This window comes from Psychroflexus longus, assembly GCF_020164595.1.
GTDB lineage: Bacteria > Bacteroidota > Bacteroidia > Flavobacteriales > Flavobacteriaceae > Psychroflexus > Psychroflexus longus.
Map to the genome: position 1 here is coordinate 210443 of NZ_JAIQZE010000004.1, position 18789 is coordinate 229231.

Genomic DNA, 18789 nt, shown 5'->3' on the forward strand with positions numbered 1-18789 from the left:
GAATATAAGAACAACATATAAAATATTAACACCTGTATAAGAATAAATGAGTAAAAATTGTCAAATCAACGGCTTCAACAGTTAAACCAACGGTTATTAATGAGATCTGTTGGCTTGAACCGTTGATATCTCAATACCTTACATTCCTATTCATATGATATGTGAATTGAGCACTTAGATAACAAAAATGTGTACATAAAGATAAGTGTAACAGATGAAACAGTCGTTTTAAGTTGAGCAATAGGGATTTTGTAGAGTTGTGGTTTACGTTCTATACTTAAATGTCTGTTTTTAAGAAAAAACTTTATAGGGCATAGCAACACTGAATTACAAAAGGTATCACAAAGCTTTCCTAAGAAAACTAAAAAACGATTTTACGTTTAAGGGAATACTCTTATATTAAGGGTTATAACAAATTTAAAAACAATTGATTATGGAATTTAACGATAAGATTAAAGAAGAATTAGAAGGAAGAATTAAAGGACTGGAAGATCTCATTGCAAAAAAGGGGATAGGCTCAAAACAACTGAATAAAGCTAAAAAAGTACAGCGTGATGGTAACATTGCTTTATTTGTAGGGGGCTTAATCACCGCTGCAGGAATTGCTTTTTGGGCCATGAACCGAAACAATGACGATTAATTTAGGATAACATCTAATCCGGTTGCAAACGCATTGTAGCTTTTGAAATGTTTTTTATAAAAGTCCATTAGTTCACTAGTGGACTTTTAATTATTTGCTTTTAAACTATAACTCATGTGCGCCCATACCTCTCAAATCCAAAAAGTTTCAACACTCGAAGAGCAGTATCAAGTCAAACTCAGCGATGAAACTCAGCGAGAGCTTTTCGATCAGCCAAGTTACCATAGCATTGGTTTTACTCATGCACAGATGCTGATAATCCCGCAGGAAAAGCCCAGTGTTTTAGCGGCGGCTACCTGGGGTATAGCACCAGAAAGTAAATCTGTCGAGGAGTTGAAGGACTATTACAAAGAAGCCAGAAAGTTTGGTGGGGGCATCAATGCGAGATCTGAAAAGGCTTTTGATCATTTTCTGTACAGACAATCCATTTATACCAAACGCTGTATAATCCCGGTGTCCGCTTTTTTTGAACCTCATGATCACGAGGGTAATAAATACCCGTTTGTATTTAAACCTAAAAACAAAGCGTTTTTGTCTCTGGCAGGCATTTACACGCGTATTGACAACAAAGTCACTTTTGCTATTCTTACCAAAGAAGCCTCGCCCTTATTTGCCAAAATCCATAACAAAAAGAACCGGCAACCTGTGATGCTTTCTTCAGATCAGGAAAAGGACTGGCTGAAGGACGATTTAGAGGAAGAGGACATCAAAGCTATTTTCAATCAGGATTTCGATGAAGATCAGCTGGAGTATTATCCTGTCAGTAAAGATCTGTTTCATCCTCAGGAAAACTCTAATGTGGATAGCATTTTAGACAAAGTAGAGTATGAGGAACTGGGATAATGAACTATTGCTATTCTAGACCTTCAATACAATTGATTTTATAGTTGATTATTTTCTTTAACCCTAAAAAGCTTAGCTTATTGGGGAGGTAGTTGTCCAGTTGGTGCCAAACTCAAACTCCATGACTATTCCCGTTACTACTCCAATACCAAAAGTAATTGCAAAAATTTTAGTCCAAAATTTTGCTAAAACTTCATATTCTTTCTTTTTCGTCCGTATATAGATACTTTCAAATACAACCATTATAAGACCAATTCCGATACTCAGAGGTGGATAGATATAATGAAATGCAATTGTGAAAGCAAACTGGATACGAGATAGAATTTCTACATCCATAGTTTTTGTTTACAAAATAGAGATTTGTACTAAAAACCAGACGTAACCTGAGTTACTTAAATACAGGTTTTACCCTTATTTAACCATTGTGTGACCTCTATTTAACGTGAATTCAAATCAGTAGCTTCTTAATTCTTTTTCTGATAACTCCAGACCGCTAAAAAGTTCATGACCAAAGCATAAATAAAGGTCTTCATAAAAATAACTCCTGTGTCCTGAAACGTAGAGCCTTTAAGCATGATCATTCGCATCATCTCTACGAAATAAGCTACAGGGTTGAGTTGCGTGAAGTTTTGCGCCCAAATCGGCATACTTTCAATAGGTGTAAACAAGCCACTCATTAAAATGAAGATTACTACAAAAAACCAGGCGATAAACATCGCTTGTTGTTGAGTGTCTGTGAAGTTGGAGATAAGCAGACCCATACCTAAAATCAATAATAAATAAAGGCTGGTATAGGCATAAATCAACATATTACTCCCTAGCATCGGAGTATTAAATATCAGCTTAGCTATGAGCAATCCAATACTTAACAACATTAATCCAATCACCCAAAACGGAAATAGTTTGCCGACAATAAACTGCCATTTTTTTATTGGTGTGACATTAATTTGTTCTAATGTACCTATTTCTTTTTCCCGTACAATATTCATACTAGAGAGAAACAAAGTCAACATGGTGATGATGAGAACCAAAATTCCAGGAACCATCAACGTCTTATAATTCAAATTTTGATTGTACCAAAATGAAGTCACACTCTCTATGCTTGAATAGTTCAGACTTTGTTGAGCTGGGTTGTAGCTTTCTAATCGAATATGCTTATTAAAATTTGAAATGATTTGTTGAATATATACGTTTTGAACTCCGGCTGATGCACCATCAATGGCATTAACACGTACGGCTACTTTAGGATAATTTGCCTGAATGATATTTTTTTCAAAATCTTGTGGGATTTCGATTACTAATTCAATTTTATCTTTCAAAATAGCCTCTTCAGCTTGGGCTGCAGATTCATAATAAATAGGATTTTCAAAATAAGAAGAGCCTTTTATATTCTCTATCAATTTTCTTGAAGAGATACTATGATCATAATCCACATAGCCTATTTGAATGTCTTTCACTTCATAAGTCGCTGCATTAGACAAAATAACAAGTTGAAGCAATGGCAGCACAAAAATGATAGGAATCATGGCTTTATTCCTAAAGATTTGTTTGAACTCTTTTCGTATAATGATGTAAACCGTTTTCATTTGCTTGTATTAAATAAATGGGATTAGGCTAATCTGATTTTGTATTTTTTGATACTGAGACCCAATAAAAAAATCGTCATTACCACTAAAATGAGCGTTTCTTTCCAGAAAAAACTAAAACCAACTCCTTTCAGCATAATTGATTTAATGATGATGATAAACCATTTGGCAGGAATAATATGACTGATTAGTTGCAAAGGGTACGGCATACTTTCTATAGGAAAAATAAACCCAGATAATAAGATAGTAGGAAGCATTAAGCCCATCAATGAAATCATCATAGCGGTTTGCTGAGTTGAGGATAAGGTAGAAATCAAAATCCCTAAACTCAACGAAGTAACGATAAACAGAAGACTCTCGATAGATAGCCAGAATAAACTTCCCATTATCGGCATCTGAAATACAAATACGCTTAAGAGTACAATAACAATAGCATTAATAAGAGATAAAAAAATGTAGGGCACCACTTTACCTGCAATTACTGTACTTGGTTTTAAAGGAGAAACCAGCAAAATTTCCATCGTACCTACTTCCTTTTCTCGCGTAATTGATATGGAAGTCATCATTGCAGAAACCAGCATTAAGATGACGGTCATAACTCCTGGCACAAACATGTAAACACTTTCAAGGGCTGGATTAAAGAACATTCTGCTTTCAGATTGCACAAGTTGTGGTGGTGGGTCCTGCTGCAAATTCACCATTTGATATTTTACGACTATTGAATTGATGTAGTTGGTTATCGTGTTGGCTACATTGGGGTTGGTAGCATCGGTGATGATTTGCAATTTACTGGTTTTCGGACGTTGCAGATTTCTGGCAAAATCCTGGTCAAAAGTCACTACCGCTTTTACTTTACCCTTTTGGAATGCGGTTTCAATTTCTTTTTCACTTTGCAGATAATCGAGTACATTGAAATATTTAGAGGCCTTTAGATTGACTATAATTTCTTTTGAATTTTTATCATCAGCTTTATCAAGAATAGCGATATCAACGTTGTTGATTTCATTGGAAATCGCAAAACCAAACAGCAAAATCTGAGCGACAGGCATACCGAATAGGATAAAAAGAGAGCGCTTATCCCTGAAAATATGGTAAAACTCTTTTTTTACAAATCCTATAAACTTCTTCATCTGGCAAGGTTTAAAAATACTTCGTTCAATGTCTCTGCGCCAAATTCCTTTTTGAGAGCTTTTGGTGTATCCAAGGCCTTAATTTTGCCATCTACCATCATAGAAATTCGGTCGCAGTATTCGGCTTCATCCATATAATGCGTGGTCACAAAAATGGTGGTACCCCGATCTGCTGCTTCGTAGATCAATTCCCAAAACTGGCGTCGAGTGATGGGGTCAACTCCACCTGTAGGCTCGTCCAAAAACACGACTTTGGGTTGATGTAACAAGGCTACCGAAAAAGCTAATTTTTGTTTCAAACCCAGCGGTAAGTTTTTCACTAACTGCTTAACGTAGTTTTCTAAGCCTAAATTTTCTACAACCTGCTGGTATTTCTGCTGAAGTGTTTTCGCATTTAGACCATAAATCCCACCAAAAAATTGAATGTTTTCCTTAATGTTTAAATCATCGTACAAAGCAAATTTCTGACTCATGTAGCCGATGTTTTTTTTGACTAAATCCGCTTGAGTTGAAACTTTATAATTGGCAACCATGGCATCTCCTGCAGTAGGTTTGGAAATACCGATAAGCATTTTCATAGCCGTTGTTTTTCCTGCACCGTTAGCTCCTAGAAAACCGAAAATCTCACCTTTTTCAACTTCAAAATTTAGCTTATCTACCGCTGTAAAATCACCAAAGGACTTGGTTAGATTCGTTGCTTTAATTGTTGTTTCCATGAGTTTAGTTTCTTGAGAGTTCCATAAACACATCTTCAATTTCCGGAGAAATCAACTCTCCTTCAACGTCTTTGATTTCTTCATTTTTTAGATGATTTAGAACCTCATTCCAATCAAAATCTTTTCGAGAATCCATATAATGTAAGGACTCCCCAAAAGGATAAATGCTATGCGTGTGTTGATAACTCCCTAAAACTCGTAAGGCTTTATATATGGACGGAGTTTGAATGTTTAAAACCTGCTTAGCAAAGTTTTTGACAATAGCCGAAGGCGTATCAACCTGAAGAATTTCACCCTGATTTATAAAGGCTATGCGATCACACAAAGCAGCTTCATCCATATAGGGGGTCGATACAAATATGGTAATACCCTTTTTTTGAAGCTTCTTCAACATGCCCCAAAATTCATTTCTGGATACCGGGTCAACGCCAGTGGTAGGTTCGTCCAAAAACAAAACCTTTGGTTTATGAATCAAGGCGCAACTCAAAGCCAGTTTTTGTTTCATCCCACCCGATAAATCCCCTGCTTTTCGCTTTTTGAAAGGTTCTATCTGTACATAGATATCTTTGATCAAATCGTAATTTTCTTCGATGCTGGAGTTAAAAATGGTAGCAAAAAAGTTTAGGTTTTCCTCTACCGTCAAATCCTGATAAAGCGAAAACTTACCTGGCATATACCCTATATTTTTTCTCAATTGCTTATAATCTTTAATTACATCAAAACCAGCAACATTTGCCTGCCCTTCGTCCGGTAAAAGTAAACTTGCCAAAATCCTAAAAAGCGTTGTTTTACCTGCACCGTCCGGACCTATCAAGCCAAAAAGCTCATTTTCCCTGACCTCAAGACTAATGTGTTTTAAAGCTTTTAAGTCCTTAAAGGATTTTGAAATATCACTGATTTGAAGGCTCACTTGCATAAGATTGTATGGTGATGGTTGGATGCATTGTAATTTCTGACTTTACCGAATTGGAAATAAGACAAGCTTTCTTTGCTTTCCAAAGAACCTTTTCGGCCTTTTCAACTAAAGCCTCGTCATTAACTACTACTTCTGGATACAATTGAATTTCACTCATCGCGAAACGCCCATCTATTTTCTTCAAAATTCCTTTCGACTTGCATTTATAACTTACAAACTCAAGCCTGGAATACTCAGAGATAGCTAGAAATGTAGTCATCAAGCAACTACTTACGGCAGATGTAAACAGGTGCTCTGGTGTCCAGGTATAGGGAATCCCGCCCGAAAATTGAGTTGGTGGTGCAACCTCTATTTCATTTGTAATGTTCTCTTCTGTATTCTCTAATTCTGGTGAATACATTTTCCCCCTACGGGTATTCAGCCATTCTATTTCAACATTATATTCGTGTTCAGTCATTATTTATTTATTTTGATTTTTAGATATTTTGTTTTAGTAGTTTTATTTCAACCAAACTTCTGCTGGCATGCCTATTTTGAGTTTTCCATCATTTTCAACTTCAACTTTAATCGCATAGACTAAAGCAACACGCTCTTCTTTCGTTTGGATAATTTTGGGAGTAAATTCGGCTTCATCAGCAATCCAGATGATTTGGCCTTTATAAGATAGCATGCCGTCTTGTGAATCTACTTTCACTTTTACTTTATCTCCTAAGGTAAACTCTGTTAATTGTGTTTCTGAAATATAGGCTCTAATTTCAAGCTTAGACAAATCAGCCATTTCAAATAAGGGTTTGCCATATTGTGCAACTTCCGAGGCCTCTGCATAGGTGTTGAGTACTCGACCATTAATAGGACTCTTAATCATGCTTTTCTGAAGTAAATCTTCCAATTCTTTTAACTGAATTTCTATGAGTTGAAGCTCAGTAAGTACTGAAGCATTTTTAGATTTAACGCTGTTAATTTGCTGATGCAAAGCGTTTATTTCTCCTTGAATATTGTCTAATTGTTGTTGAGTTGCTGCATTATCGCTTAGCATTTGTTTAATACGATTTCGATTTATTTTAGCGGTTTTTGCTCTTGCAGAAAGTACATTGATTTCTGCCAATACACTGGCAGAATTAGCTTGTACAACTTGCTTCTTCGCTTTAAGATTTTGCTTTTTGAGATGTAACGGAAGAGTATCCTGGTAACCTACAACTTGATTTTTTTGAAGTAGGCTTCCTTCATCTACATTAAGCTCTACGATCTTAGCTGTATTTTCTGCAGAAACCAATACGCTTGTAGTTTCGAAATTTCCATAAGCATCTGCTTTTTCATCTGTAGAACATGATGTAAAAATGAATAGCAGAGATAAGAATAGGAGTTTTGATATCGTTTTCATGTTAGTATCCTTTAATGGTGTTATAATTTTGTTTAGCAAGCATCAACTCAATTTGATGTATCAATTTTGAACTTTCACTTTCATAGAATTGAGTTTGCTCAGCCAAAAACGTGGAAGCGGTTATCGACCCATTTATGAGCTGTGAATAAGTTGCCTCCATAACCTTTTGCCGCAATTGAATAATAGTGTCATCATCTTCTATAATTTGCTTTAAGCTTTTAATTTTCTGAAGCTGTTCATCAAGTTCAGTTCGGGTTTTAAGCTGAAAAGTTTCGGCTTCTACAGAGAGCTCTTCTTTTTTAAAATCTAAACTTTTGCGTTTATTCTTATTGGCACTCCAATCGAATAGTTTCCAGTTCAATTGAAGTCCTACAAATACATATTCTTGAAATTGATTGTCCAGCATATTCAATCCTGGATTGGAATAGCCCGCGTTGGCAAAAGCATTCAGTTGAGGTAAAGTCTCTTTAGATATCAAATTTTGGTTGGCTGTCAACTCTTCTTTTTTCGCTTGAAAGAAATTTAATTCTGGTCGCTGGAGAGATGATTTATTGGTGATCTCGATTTCACTAAAGTGCAACTGATTTACATCTGAAACCTTTACTCCTATTAAGCTTGATAGTGCCTTCAGGAGATATTGCTGATTACCTTCAAGACCTGTAGTTTCTTGTTGTATCTTTAATAATTCCGCTTGGATAGCATCTTGAGCCGAAGCAACAATAACTCCATTGTCTACACCAGATTTCACTTCTCGCAATTGTTGTTGAAGTTGCTGATTTCGCCTGGCCTGCAACTCAATTTTTTCCTGATGAAGCAAAATTGAAAAGTAGACTTGATTGATGCGTTGCTTCAATTGATACAACCTAATGTCAACAGCCAACTGCTCGGCCTGATTTGTTTTTTGAAGAAGAGTTGACTTTGCATCGATCACCCCACTGCCATAAATCAACTGATTGATCTGCAATTCATTTCTATATTGATCCTTGTTTGGGCCTTGCAGAGTAGAATTTGGAAGTGGAAAATTGATGACATCAGATTGATAACTAGCCCTTGATAACAGGCTAATTTGTGGAAGTTTTTCTGAATCTATCACTTCAGTTTCTGTAGATAATTGGTTTTCTAACAGAGTTTTTTGTTTAACTAAAGGATAATTCTCTGCTGCCAGGTCGTAGCAATCATCTAAGCTAAACACGTCTTGCCCTTGAGCTACTATACTTGAAAATATGAATATAAGGATAAGCTTTTTCATTGACTTTTTATTTGTTTATGAATACTGACTAACATCTCTGATTAAACCTTTTTTAGTTTCCTGAATAAGTGAAATTATATTTTCAATGATTACATTTCCATGGCCGTCTATATCACTGGTAAAACCAGAGGATTTCCATTTAAACATTTGTAAACGAAAGGCCCCCATTATAATCTCAACTAAATTTTGACTCTTTATTGTATTATTGAATTCTCCATTTAGTTGACCATCTTGAACTATCGGCAAAAGCAGATCGTACTTTACCCGCATTACTTTCCTTATCGCCTTATTTATTCGCTCACTTTCTTCTAGCAGCCCATCAGAAAAAACAACACTCACAAAATGGGGATGCTGTTTAAAATAGGATATTTGATGAGCAAATAAATTCTCAAGTTGAAGGGTAGAAGAATCATTCTGTTCTATTGCGTTTTCACAGCGCTCCTGCATACCATCAGCTAAATAATTTAGCATGCTCAAAATGATCTGTTCTTTACTTTTAAAATGTCTATAAAGAGCACTCTCTGAAAACTGCATTTCTGTTGCTATATTTTTTATGGTTAACCCGCTTATTCCTTCTCTGGTTAAAATTTTACCAGCTGAGTTGATGATTTCTAATTGTCGATTTGTCATAAGTAAGTGAATATACACTCACAAAAATAAATAGATTCAATCTGCTATAAAGTAAATTTCATAATACTTAATAAAAAACTGATAACTATCAGCTTTCGAAAGAATAATGACAACATACTTATTAGTGTTGAGTTTTTTAATTAAATTTAACAACCTAATAACCAGACACATATATGTATTTTATAATAAACAGTAATTTGAATATGATTTGAATCATATAGCAAAAAAAGGGTAGTCTGTAAATTTGTTAAAGTAATTAAAATCAGAAAACATGAAAACACTTATTAAATTCACTTCCATTGTTCTCCTGGGCATGCTCATAGCTTGTGGCGGAAATGGGGAAAAGAAAGAAAAAGACCAAATAAAAGTTGGTCAAAAATCCAGCACTGAAAAAAAATCTGAACCGAAAAAACAATCTGGAACTGAAATTTCTGCAGAAGATGCTTTAGCTAATATAGGCATTGGCCCTATCAAATCTGTAGATGTAGGTGAAGGTATAAATAAAGAAATGGCTACTCGCGGTGAGAAGGTGTATAACAATCTTTGTACAGCTTGCCATAAGATGGAAAAGAAATTTGTTGGTCCTTCATTAGGGGGTGTTACTGAAAGACGCTCACCGGAATGGATTATGAATATGATTATGAACCCTGAAGAAATGATCAAAAAAGATCCTATTGCCAAACAACTTCTTGTAGAAAGCAATATGGCGGTTATGGCCAATCAAAATGTGTCTGAAGAAGATACCCGCGCTATTCTAGAGTACTTCAGAGAATATGACAAGACTCATTAATCCCTTTAAATATAACCTTATGAACATTCATTTTATTAAATCACTGGCTTCTGTTTTTGTAATGGTATGCTTGTTAGCCTGCAACTCTTCGAATAATTCGAAAAGTTCTGACCAATCCACAGAAGATAAAACAAATTCAAGCGAAGTTTCTTCTTCCAATAAAGGACAAGCTTTTATTGAAGATGATAATGGAGATCCAAACGCACTACAACTAGCAATTGGCTCTGAAGATCACACCACTTTGGTTAAAGCTGTACAAGCAGCAGGTGTCGAAAATTCCCTGGTAAATGTAGGACCACTTACAGTTTTTGCACCAACCAATGCGGCTTTTGACAAACTGGACAAGGCAACTCTTGAAGATTTGTTAAAACCCGAAAACAAATCTAAGCTCGCTAACATTCTAGTTCATCACGTTGCGCCTAGTAACTATCCTGTCAAAACTTTAGAAAAAAATATAGAAAAAGACAGAAAGCTTTATATGGCGGATGGTCAATATCTGGAAGTGACAAAAAAAGGGGAAGACCTTTACATCGGTAATGCTAAAATTATTGCTACCGTTAATGTGAGTAACGGCTGGGTACACATCATCGATAACGTATTAATACCAGAAAACTAATTTTTAAAATTAAAACAACAATGAAAACTATTCAAAAACTTTTACTAGGTCTAGGCGCAGGATTACTGCTCATAGGTTGTGGTAACAATTCAAAGGATGGCTCTTCTGGAGCTATGGCTTCTTCCAATGCTGAAAAAGTATATGTAGCTCCAGGTGAGCATGATGAGTTCTATGCTTTCCTATCTGGCGGTTATTCCGGTAACCTTACTGTTTATGGCTTACCGAGTGGCAGAATGTTTAAAGAAATCCCTGTTTTTTCTCAATTTCCAACCAATGGGTATGGATATTCTGAAGAAACTAAAGCCATGCTTAACACCTCTTTTGGCTTTGTACCCTGGGGTGATGCTCACCACCCAGATATTTCCCAAACCAACGGAGAATTAGATGGACGCTGGGTTTTTATCAACGAAAATAACACTCCGCGTATTGCAAGAATAAGCTTAGAGACTTTCGAAACAGAAGAAATCATCGAAATTCCTAATTCAGCGGGAAATCACGCCTCCTCTTTCGTAACAGAAAACACAGAATATATCGTGGCAGGTACTCGTTTTGCGGTTCCAAATCCACAACGAGACATGCCCATTGATGAAATGAAAGGTGAGTTTAAAGGACCTTTAAGCTTTATTTCTATTGATCAGGAGCACGGTCATATGAATCTGGATTTTCAGTTGAACATGCCAGGATTTAACTATGACTTAGCTCACCCTGGGCGAGATAAATCTCATGGTTGGTTCTTCTTTACTTCATATAACACTGAAGAAGCACACTCTATGATGGAGGTTAATGCTTCACAAAATGATAAAGATTTTATCGCAGCTGTAAATTGGCAGAAGATTGCAGAATATGTAGAAAATGGCGGCGGTACAAAAGTAGCAGGTACTTACGCACATAATACTTATGACGAGTCTACGATGACAGCCACTACAGAAATGAAAGAAGGTGTGATCTCTGTAGATCCAAGAAATGTAGAAGGTGCTGTATATTATATGCCGGTACCAAAATCTCCTCATGGATTGGATGTAGATCCATCGGGACAATATATTATCGGTAATGGAAAGTTATCAACTCAATTAAGTGTCTATTCTTTTGATAAAATGATGAAAGCCATTGAAGATAAAGATTATGATGGTGACGCTTATGGTATCCCCATTTTAAGCTTTGAATCTGTTTTGGAAGGTGTTGTAGATAGCGGTGGATTAGGCCCATTGCACACAGAGTTTGATGGAAAGGGCTATGGTTACACTACTTTCTTTATCTCTTCTGAGGTTGTTAAATGGAAAATAGGCACCTGGGAAGTTATTGATAGACTCCCTACCTATTACTCGGTAGGTCACTTAACCATCCCTGGTGGTAACTCAAGAAAACCTTTTGGTAAGTATATGTTTAGTATGAATAAAATTACTAAAGACAGGTACCTTCCTACGGGCCCTGAACTAGAGCACTCTGCTCAGTTATATGATATTACTGGAGATAAAATGGAATTATTGCTTGATTTCCCAACACATGGTGAGCCTCACTATGCTGCTGCTATTCCTGCTGAACTGATCAAATCTAAATCTAAAAAGTATTATGAATTAGAGGAAAATAACCATAAATACGCTGCAAAAAGTGAAGCGGATACACGTGTTGAACGCAATGGAAATGAAGTTCATATTTATGCTACAACTGTGAGAAGTCACTTTGCGCCAGATAACATTGAAGGGATTAAAGTGGGAGACAAAGTTTATTTCCACATCACAAACCTGGAGCAGGACTTTGATGTTCCTCATGGATTTGCAATGATCGGAGCTAATACTTCAGAAATTTTAGTCATGCCTGGACAAACTAAAACCATTACATGGGAACCTAAACGCGAAGGTGTCTGGCCATTCTACTGTACAGACTTCTGTTCTGCACTTCACCAGGAAATGCAAGGTTATGTAAGAGTTTCTGCTAAAAACAGTAATACTAAGTTACGCTGGTCACTTGATGACGAGTGGAAAGAGTAATGAATTGATTTCAGTGTTTTGATTACTCAATTCTGGGGCGAGTAGATTCTCTGCTCGTCCCTTTTTTATTAAAAAATTAGCTTATGAAAACCGCAAGTATTACCATGATAATTGGTTCTGCACTACTTTTTGGGTTGTTTCTCTACCCGCTTTGGAGCATTACCTTAGAAGCACCTCAGTACCCAAGTGGCATAGGAATGTATATTCACCTCGACGGACTTGAAGGTCATGAAAAACACGATATCCAAAATATAGACGGTCTTAATCACTATATAGGTATGCGTAAACTACCTAAAGATGATGAAATGTGGGAATTCTCTGTATTTCCTAAGGTTGTTGGCGGAATGGCCATAGTGGGAATTATTATAGGTGTTTTGGGATTCTTTAAAAAAATATCCTACAACTGGTTCTTAGGATGGCTTATTCTTATGGTTGTGCTAGGTGTCCTGGGTATGATTGATTTCAATAACTGGATGACAGATTATGGAACCAATCTAGACCCTAAAGCCATTATGAAAATGACAGATAAGGAAGGGAATCCTCTCAGTTATAAACCGCCTTTATTTGGCTCTAAGGACATATTAAACTTTACAGCTCATTCTTATCCGGCTCTCGGAGCAATTTTAATGGGAATAGGCATGTCCCTTACATGTGTAGCCTACATCATCGGATTTAAAAAAGCAAAGTAATATGAAGAAGTATACATTTTTAGCCCTATTGTTTATCGCTATTACATCCTGCGACAAATCTGCAAAACCCATTAAATATGGAGAAGACCAGTGTGATTACTGTAGCATGAGTATCGTTAAAAAAACACATGCAGCACAGCTAGTGACTGAAAAAGGCAAACAACACAAGTTTGATGCTATTGAATGCATGGTAAATTATATTAAAGAAGATTCCAAAAAATTTGAAAATGCAACCTTACTTGTCGCTAATTACAATAAACCAGGAGAAATGATACCCGCTAAGAACTCCTCATATTTAATTAGTAAAAACTTACCAAGTCCTATGGGTGCTTATCTCACTGCTTTTAGATCAAAAAATGAAGCTGAAGAGGCTCAAAGCAAATTAGAAGGTAAAGTATACAAATGGGATGAATTGAAAAGTGTCATCAAAAAAGACATCCACAAACATCATTAACATGAAATTATATCTCTTTATTTTTTGCTTTGCAGTCACACTTCTTAACGGATATTCTCAAAACAGAACAATTGAGGTATGCGCGAATAACTGTGAGTTTTCTTCGATTCAAAAAGCCGTTGATGCTGCTAAATCCGGGGATTCCATTTTCATTAAAAAAGGGGTCTATAAAGAACATGATATTTTTATCAATAAGAAATCACTTCATCTCTTTGGTGAAGAAGGTAGCATAGTAGATATCGACAATAAAGGCTACGGGATTAAGGTGGAAGCTAGCGATTTTAGCATTGCCAGTCTTACCATAAAAAACGTTGAAGTAAGCTATACTTCAGATTATGCAGCGATTTACCTTTACAGATGTAATAATTTTAAACTAAAAAACATCACTTTAAAAAAAGCATTCTTTGGGTTTTTAATTGAAAAATCAAAACATGGCATCGTAGAAAATAACAATATATCGGGAGTAGGTAAATCTGAAGCCAGCTCTGGAAATGCTATTCATCTTTGGGATTCAAAAGAATTGATTGTAAGACAGAATAAAGTTTACAATATGCGTGATGGAATTTACATTGAATTTGGAAGCAATAATGTTTTTGAAAATAATTTTAGCCATGACAATATGCGCTATGGCTTGCATTTTATGTTTTCCAACGATAATCGCTACAGTTATAATACATTTCAAAATAATAGTGCTGGAGTAGCTGTCATGTTTTCCAAACGTATTCAAATGAACAATAATGTGTTTAAAAAAAATTGGGGAACCGCTTCTTATGGGTTGTTACTAAAGGAAATCAGTGACGGCGAAATCTACCACAATACTTTTGAGAACAACACCACAGGAATCACAGCAGATGGTTCTACGAGAATAACATATCGTGAAAATGACTTCATAAATAATGGTTATGCTGTAAAATTCGTAGGTGGTAGCTATCAGAATAATTTTTCAAGAAATAATTTTCTCTACAATAACTTCGATTTGAGTTATTCTGGTGGTTTAAATGATAATAGCTTTGATAAGAATTATTGGAGTGATTATACAGGTTATGATTTGGACAAAGATGGATATGGAGATGTGCCTTATCGCCCTGTGAAGTTATTTAGTTACCTGGTAAATGAAACGCCTGAAAGTATCATTTTATTAAGAAGTTTATTTATAGATATCATCAACTTTTCTGAGAAAGTAACTCCAGTTTTCACTCCAAAAAACCTCACCGATCAACAACCACTAATGCGCGAAGTACAATGGTAGAATTTAAAGATATTCATAAAAATTTTGGTAAAAATGAGGTGCTCACAGGCATCAATTTAAAGATTCAAAAAGGTAAAACCACCGCTATTTTAGGTCCTAATGGCTCTGGAAAAACCACCTTAATCAAAATATTACTTGGAATGTGTCATTCAAGTAAAGGCGATATTTTAGTGGGTGAATCCAATACCAGAAACAATTGGTCCTACAGAAAAAATATTGATTATTTACCACAAATCGCCAACTTCCCTGGAAACATAAAGGTGAAAGAAATCATAGCAATGATCAAAGATTTGCGACATCAAAAAACACGTGATACAGAATTGATTGACTATTTTGAACTGGAACCCTACCTCAATACCAAACTGAGTCATCTATCTGGTGGGTACAAGCAAAAAGTAAACTTGGTACTTAGTCTCATGTTTGACAGTCCATTTGTTATTTTGGATGAACCCACTTCAGGCCTGGATCCTCTATCCCTGATTAAATTAAAAGACCTGCTCAAAAAAGAGCAGGACAATGGAAAAACAATCCTGATAACTTCTCACATTATGAGCTTTGTAGAAGAAATCTCAGACCATATCAGTTTTATTTTAGATGGCAAAGTCTATTTTGATGGAAGTATAGACGATTTAAAATCAACCACAGGAGAAACCGATTTTGAATACGCCATTGCTAACTTATTAAAACATAATCATGCTTAAAATATTAAAATACAGTTTTTTTGATTTGGTAAGAAGCCGTTGGAGCTATGTCTATTTCTTATTCTATCTGCTTTTGAGTTCGGTGTTATTATTTTTGAACAACGATCTATCAAACACCATTATCACCCTGCTCAATGTTGTGATTGTTTTAGTACCACTCATCGGAACTATTTTCGGGGTGATGTATTACTATGATTCACAGGAATTTACAGAACTGCTCTTGGCACAGCCTATTAAAAGGCAGTCAATATTTTTAGGGCAGTTTTTAGGTGTGGCTACTTCCCTATCCTTAAGTGTGTTATTAGGCCTGGGCATTCCCTTTGCGTTGTATGGTTTATTCGAATCCAATGTTATTTTCGATTTTTTAATTCTGATTGCTGTTGCTGTTTTTCTTAGCTTTATCTTCAGTGCTTTAGCGTTCAACATAGCTTTGTCTAATACCAATAAGATTAAGGGCTTTGGCTATGCTATATTGCTTTGGTTATTTTTGGCGGTGATTTACGATGGGGCTTTTTTGATTGCACTCATCTATTTTCAAGACTATCCTTTAGATCAATTTACTTTGGTTGCTACACTTTTTAATCCTATTGATTTATCACGAATTTTAATTCTTTTAAAACTTGACATTTCTGCTTTACTCGGCTATACAGGAGCTATTTTTAAAGACTTTTTTGGAACATTAACAGGAAGTTTAGTGTCTTTAGGCGTTTTGGCGTTGTGGGTGGTTTTTCCTTTATGGCGGATGCTTCACGTGGCTAAGAAAAAAGATTTTTAATATCGCTAACTTGATTCAAATCATAAACCAAGAGTAAATAGAGGTGTAATTTTACTTAAATCTAAAATATTATTATCATGGACTTGAACAAAGAAAGAACCGTTGCAGACTTAGTTAGTGAAAACATCAATACTGCGCATACCTTCAAAAAACATGGCATCGATTTTTGCTGTGGTGGTGGTATAAGTCTTGAAAAAGCTTGCCTAAAGAATGAAGTAAAACTGGATGATTTACTTTTTGATCTTCAAAATTTAAGTGATACTGGCAGAACCTATAATTATAAAGATTGGGAGTTGAGTTTTTTGGCACAGCATATCGAACAAGTGCATCATCGCTATGTAGAAGAATCTATTCCAATATTAATTCAGTACACAAACAAAGTAGCCAATGTGCATGGTAAAGCAAATCCAGAGTTAATTCAAGTTAAGGAAATTTTTGTTGATATTGCAAAAGAATTGACTCCTCATCTTAAAAAAGAAGAGTTGATTCTATTTCCATTTATCCATAAAATGGAAAAAGCCGTTAAAAATGATGAAAAAATTGAACGCCCACATTTTGGAACGGTAGAAAACCCTATTGCCATGATGGAAGATGAACATGAAGCAGCGGGAGATTTGTTTAAGAAAATTGCTATTTTGACTAATAATTACCAGCTGCCAGAACATGCCTGCAATACCTATAAAGCCATGTTTCATAAACTTCAGGAATTTGAAGATGATCTGCATTTGCATATACATTTAGAAAATAACATTCTTTTTCCAAAGGCCTTAGCCATGGAGAAAAGTATCTTTTCATAGTTTGTTTTGATTGATGATGACCCTAAAGCAACATTATATAAGTAGCCTTATTTATTTACTTATTACCGCTGTTTTAGGGTTTTTTCTTAGACTTGAAGCCACTCCCTTTAGTCTTGATATTCCTTCTTCATATAGATTTATAGTACATACACATTCGCATGTGGCTTTACTTGGCTGGGTCTATTTAGCGTTAAGCAGTTGTATTGTCTATTTTTTTGTAGAACAATCAAAAATTAAAAAATATTACCTTAAAATTTTCTGGACAACTCAAGCCTGTATAATCGGTATGTTAATCTTTTTTCCTTTACAAGGATATGCCCTGTTTTCTATTATTTTCTCAACTTTATTCCTGATAGTGAGTTATGTATTTTTTGGATTTATTCTCAAACACAGCAACCCAAAACTAACTTCCAGAAAATCATTTTTACTCATCAAGCATGCCTTGTTTTACATGGTGTTGTCATCAATTGGGCCGTGGGCTTTAGGCGGGATCATGTCAACTTTAGGAAACCAGTCGGTATGGTATAAATTGGTGATTTATTTTTATTTACACTTTCAGTACAATGCGTGGTTTATACTTGCTGCTTTTGGTCTATTGATTTTTTTATTAGAACAATCTAAAGTTACAATTGAAAGTAAATCCTTTTCAATATTCCTAAGCTTGTATCACATAGGAATTATAGGGACGTTTTTTCTATCCTGCCTCTGGGCAAGCTCTCACTGGTCTCTATATGCATTGAGTAATTTAGGAAGTCTTTGTTTGTGGGTTGGATTGTTTTATCTCTGGAAATCGATTCAAAAACCGTTCATGGTATTTTACAGTTCACTAAATCAACAATCCAATTTTATTTTGAAATTCCTCGCATTTGTTTTTATTCTTAAAATGATGATGCAAACCTTAACTGGTATTCCATATTTTGCTGAATTAGCTACAGCTAACTTAGACCTTGTTATAGGTTATTTTCATTGGTTTTTCTTAGGCTTTGTGACTTTGTTTTTACTGTTTTTAGCTTCATATTTAAAATGGATCAAACTATCAAAATTGAGTTTAAGTCTATATCTCTTCGCTTTTATACTTACAGAATTTTTGATTTTTTATCGAGCTGGCATCGTGATCTTCAAGTGGAGTTATTTTGCTAATTTGAACCTATATTTAGCTTTATTTTCTTTCTTGTTTTGTTTAAGTATTATCAATATTTTGATTTCCACGTTAATGTTTAACATGGCAAAATTTAAGATATTAAAAAAATGAAAATCTATCCAAATACATATTTTTAACTCTAGGATAAGACTGTAAATTTATTAGGTATAAATAAAAAAAAGAGCCTCTATTAATATAAAGGCTCTCTAAGATTTAAAAATTATTGTGATAGAATTACATTATACTAATAAATTGTAAAATATATTGGAACTAATCTGTGATCGTTATTGTACCAGTCATAGCAGAATGAAATTGACAGTTGTAGGCTTCCCTTAATTAGAACTGTTTATTCTTACAATCTATTCACAAATTTATTGTTTTAATTCACTTGGGGCTAGCCCCAAGTGAATTAAGTTTTGCATATTCTACTGGCGACATTTTATTTAGTCCATCATGTGGGCGATGATGATTATAATCATTCATCCAGATTTGTGTTTG

General features: G+C 35.1%; 21 protein-coding genes and 1 pseudogene. 12 read left to right on the forward strand and 10 right to left on the reverse strand.

The window, feature by feature from the left end:
• Positions 1 to 433 precede the first annotated feature (433 nt).
• Positions 434 to 640 carry a hypothetical protein gene (locus tag LB452_RS05925; protein WP_224460813.1) on the forward strand — a complete coding sequence of 69 codons (207 nt, stop codon included), beginning with the start codon at positions 434 to 436 and terminating at the stop codon, positions 638 to 640.
• A gap of 114 nt (positions 641 to 754) precedes the next feature.
• Complete coding sequence (locus LB452_RS05930) at positions 755 to 1483, forward strand: SOS response-associated peptidase (RefSeq protein ID WP_224460814.1); 729 nt, start codon at positions 755 to 757, stop codon at positions 1481 to 1483.
• A gap of 84 nt (positions 1484 to 1567) precedes the next feature.
• Here LB452_RS05930 and LB452_RS05935 read toward each other — a convergent pair.
• The 9 genes and pseudogenes from LB452_RS05935 to LB452_RS05975 form a co-directional block, all read right to left on the reverse strand.
• Positions 1568 to 1819, reverse strand: a pseudogene (locus LB452_RS05935) (cytochrome ubiquinol oxidase subunit I); the annotation flags it as partial.
• Between the two features lie 128 nt (positions 1820 to 1947).
• Positions 1948 to 3069, reverse strand: coding sequence for an ABC transporter permease (locus LB452_RS05940; protein ID WP_224460815.1), 1122 nt, complete (start codon positions 3067 to 3069; stop codon positions 1948 to 1950).
• A gap of 23 nt (positions 3070 to 3092) precedes the next feature.
• The gene (locus tag LB452_RS05945; protein WP_224460816.1) at positions 3093 to 4199 is read right to left on the reverse strand and encodes an ABC transporter permease; all 1107 of its coding nucleotides are present in this window, start codon (positions 4197 to 4199) and stop codon (positions 3093 to 3095) included.
• Positions 4196 to 4915: an ABC transporter ATP-binding protein gene (locus LB452_RS05950; RefSeq protein ID WP_224460817.1), complete on the reverse strand. Its 720-nt coding sequence runs from the start codon at positions 4913 to 4915 to the stop codon at positions 4196 to 4198. Before LB452_RS05950 ends, LB452_RS05945 begins: the two co-directional genes overlap by 4 nt.
• A gap of 4 nt (positions 4916 to 4919) precedes the next feature.
• The gene (locus LB452_RS05955; RefSeq protein ID WP_224460818.1) at positions 4920 to 5825 is read right to left on the reverse strand and encodes an ABC transporter ATP-binding protein; all 906 of its coding nucleotides are present in this window, start codon (positions 5823 to 5825) and stop codon (positions 4920 to 4922) included.
• Complete coding sequence (locus LB452_RS05960) at positions 5806 to 6288, reverse strand: OsmC family protein (RefSeq protein ID WP_224460819.1); 483 nt, start codon at positions 6286 to 6288, stop codon at positions 5806 to 5808. Before LB452_RS05960 ends, LB452_RS05955 begins: the two co-directional genes overlap by 20 nt.
• A 42-nt stretch (positions 6289 to 6330) precedes the next feature.
• On the reverse strand, positions 6331 to 7212 hold the full coding sequence (locus LB452_RS05965; protein ID WP_224460820.1) for an HlyD family secretion protein: 882 nt from the start codon (positions 7210 to 7212) through the stop codon (positions 6331 to 6333).
• Between the two features lies 1 nt (position 7213).
• Positions 7214 to 8461 carry a TolC family protein gene (locus LB452_RS05970; protein ID WP_224460821.1) on the reverse strand — a complete coding sequence of 416 codons (1248 nt, stop codon included), beginning with the start codon at positions 8459 to 8461 and terminating at the stop codon, positions 7214 to 7216.
• A 15-nt stretch (positions 8462 to 8476) separates the two neighbouring features.
• On the reverse strand, positions 8477 to 9091 hold the full coding sequence (locus LB452_RS05975) for a TetR/AcrR family transcriptional regulator (protein ID WP_224460822.1): 615 nt from the start codon (positions 9089 to 9091) through the stop codon (positions 8477 to 8479).
• Positions 9092 to 9362: 271 nt separating this feature from the next.
• Between LB452_RS05975 and LB452_RS05980 the strand changes: the two genes are divergently transcribed.
• The 10 genes from LB452_RS05980 (at position 9363) to LB452_RS06025 (ending at position 18402) form a co-directional block, all read left to right on the forward strand.
• Positions 9363 to 9881 (forward strand): c-type cytochrome, encoded by a 519-nt coding sequence (locus LB452_RS05980; RefSeq protein ID WP_224460823.1) that lies wholly within the window; start codon positions 9363 to 9365, stop codon positions 9879 to 9881.
• A 19-nt stretch (positions 9882 to 9900) separates the two neighbouring features.
• Complete coding sequence (locus LB452_RS05985) at positions 9901 to 10497, forward strand: fasciclin domain-containing protein (protein ID WP_224460824.1); 597 nt, start codon at positions 9901 to 9903, stop codon at positions 10495 to 10497.
• 20 nt (positions 10498 to 10517) lie between these two features.
• Positions 10518 to 12485: a Sec-dependent nitrous-oxide reductase gene (gene nosZ, locus LB452_RS05990; RefSeq protein ID WP_224460825.1), complete on the forward strand. Its 1968-nt coding sequence runs from the start codon at positions 10518 to 10520 to the stop codon at positions 12483 to 12485.
• Positions 12486 to 12568: 83 nt separating this feature from the next.
• The gene (locus LB452_RS05995; protein ID WP_224460826.1) at positions 12569 to 13174 is read left to right on the forward strand and encodes a hypothetical protein; all 606 of its coding nucleotides are present in this window, start codon (positions 12569 to 12571) and stop codon (positions 13172 to 13174) included.
• Between the two features lies 1 nt (position 13175).
• Positions 13176 to 13628 (forward strand): nitrous oxide reductase accessory protein NosL, encoded by a 453-nt coding sequence (locus tag LB452_RS06000; protein ID WP_224460827.1) that lies wholly within the window; start codon positions 13176 to 13178, stop codon positions 13626 to 13628.
• Between the two features lies 1 nt (position 13629).
• Positions 13630 to 14877: a nitrous oxide reductase family maturation protein NosD gene (locus tag LB452_RS06005; protein WP_224460828.1), complete on the forward strand. Its 1248-nt coding sequence runs from the start codon at positions 13630 to 13632 to the stop codon at positions 14875 to 14877.
• Complete coding sequence (locus tag LB452_RS06010; RefSeq protein WP_224460829.1) at positions 14871 to 15578, forward strand: ABC transporter ATP-binding protein; 708 nt, start codon at positions 14871 to 14873, stop codon at positions 15576 to 15578. Before LB452_RS06005 ends, LB452_RS06010 begins: the two co-directional genes overlap by 7 nt.
• Positions 15571 to 16353: an ABC transporter permease gene (locus tag LB452_RS06015; RefSeq protein ID WP_224460830.1), complete on the forward strand. Its 783-nt coding sequence runs from the start codon at positions 15571 to 15573 to the stop codon at positions 16351 to 16353. Before LB452_RS06010 ends, LB452_RS06015 begins: the two co-directional genes overlap by 8 nt.
• A gap of 77 nt (positions 16354 to 16430) precedes the next feature.
• Positions 16431 to 17150, forward strand: a complete 720-nt coding sequence (gene ric / locus LB452_RS06020) for an iron-sulfur cluster repair di-iron protein (RefSeq protein ID WP_224460831.1) — start codon at positions 16431 to 16433, stop codon at positions 17148 to 17150.
• 13 nt (positions 17151 to 17163) lie between these two features.
• The gene (locus tag LB452_RS06025) at positions 17164 to 18402 is read left to right on the forward strand and encodes a hypothetical protein (RefSeq protein ID WP_224460832.1); all 1239 of its coding nucleotides are present in this window, start codon (positions 17164 to 17166) and stop codon (positions 18400 to 18402) included.
• A gap of 273 nt (positions 18403 to 18675) precedes the next feature.
• Here the strand turns inward: LB452_RS06025 and LB452_RS06030 are convergent.
• On the reverse strand, positions 18676 to 18789 hold a 114-nt coding region (locus tag LB452_RS06030), incomplete at its 5' end, for an integrase core domain-containing protein (RefSeq protein WP_224460834.1).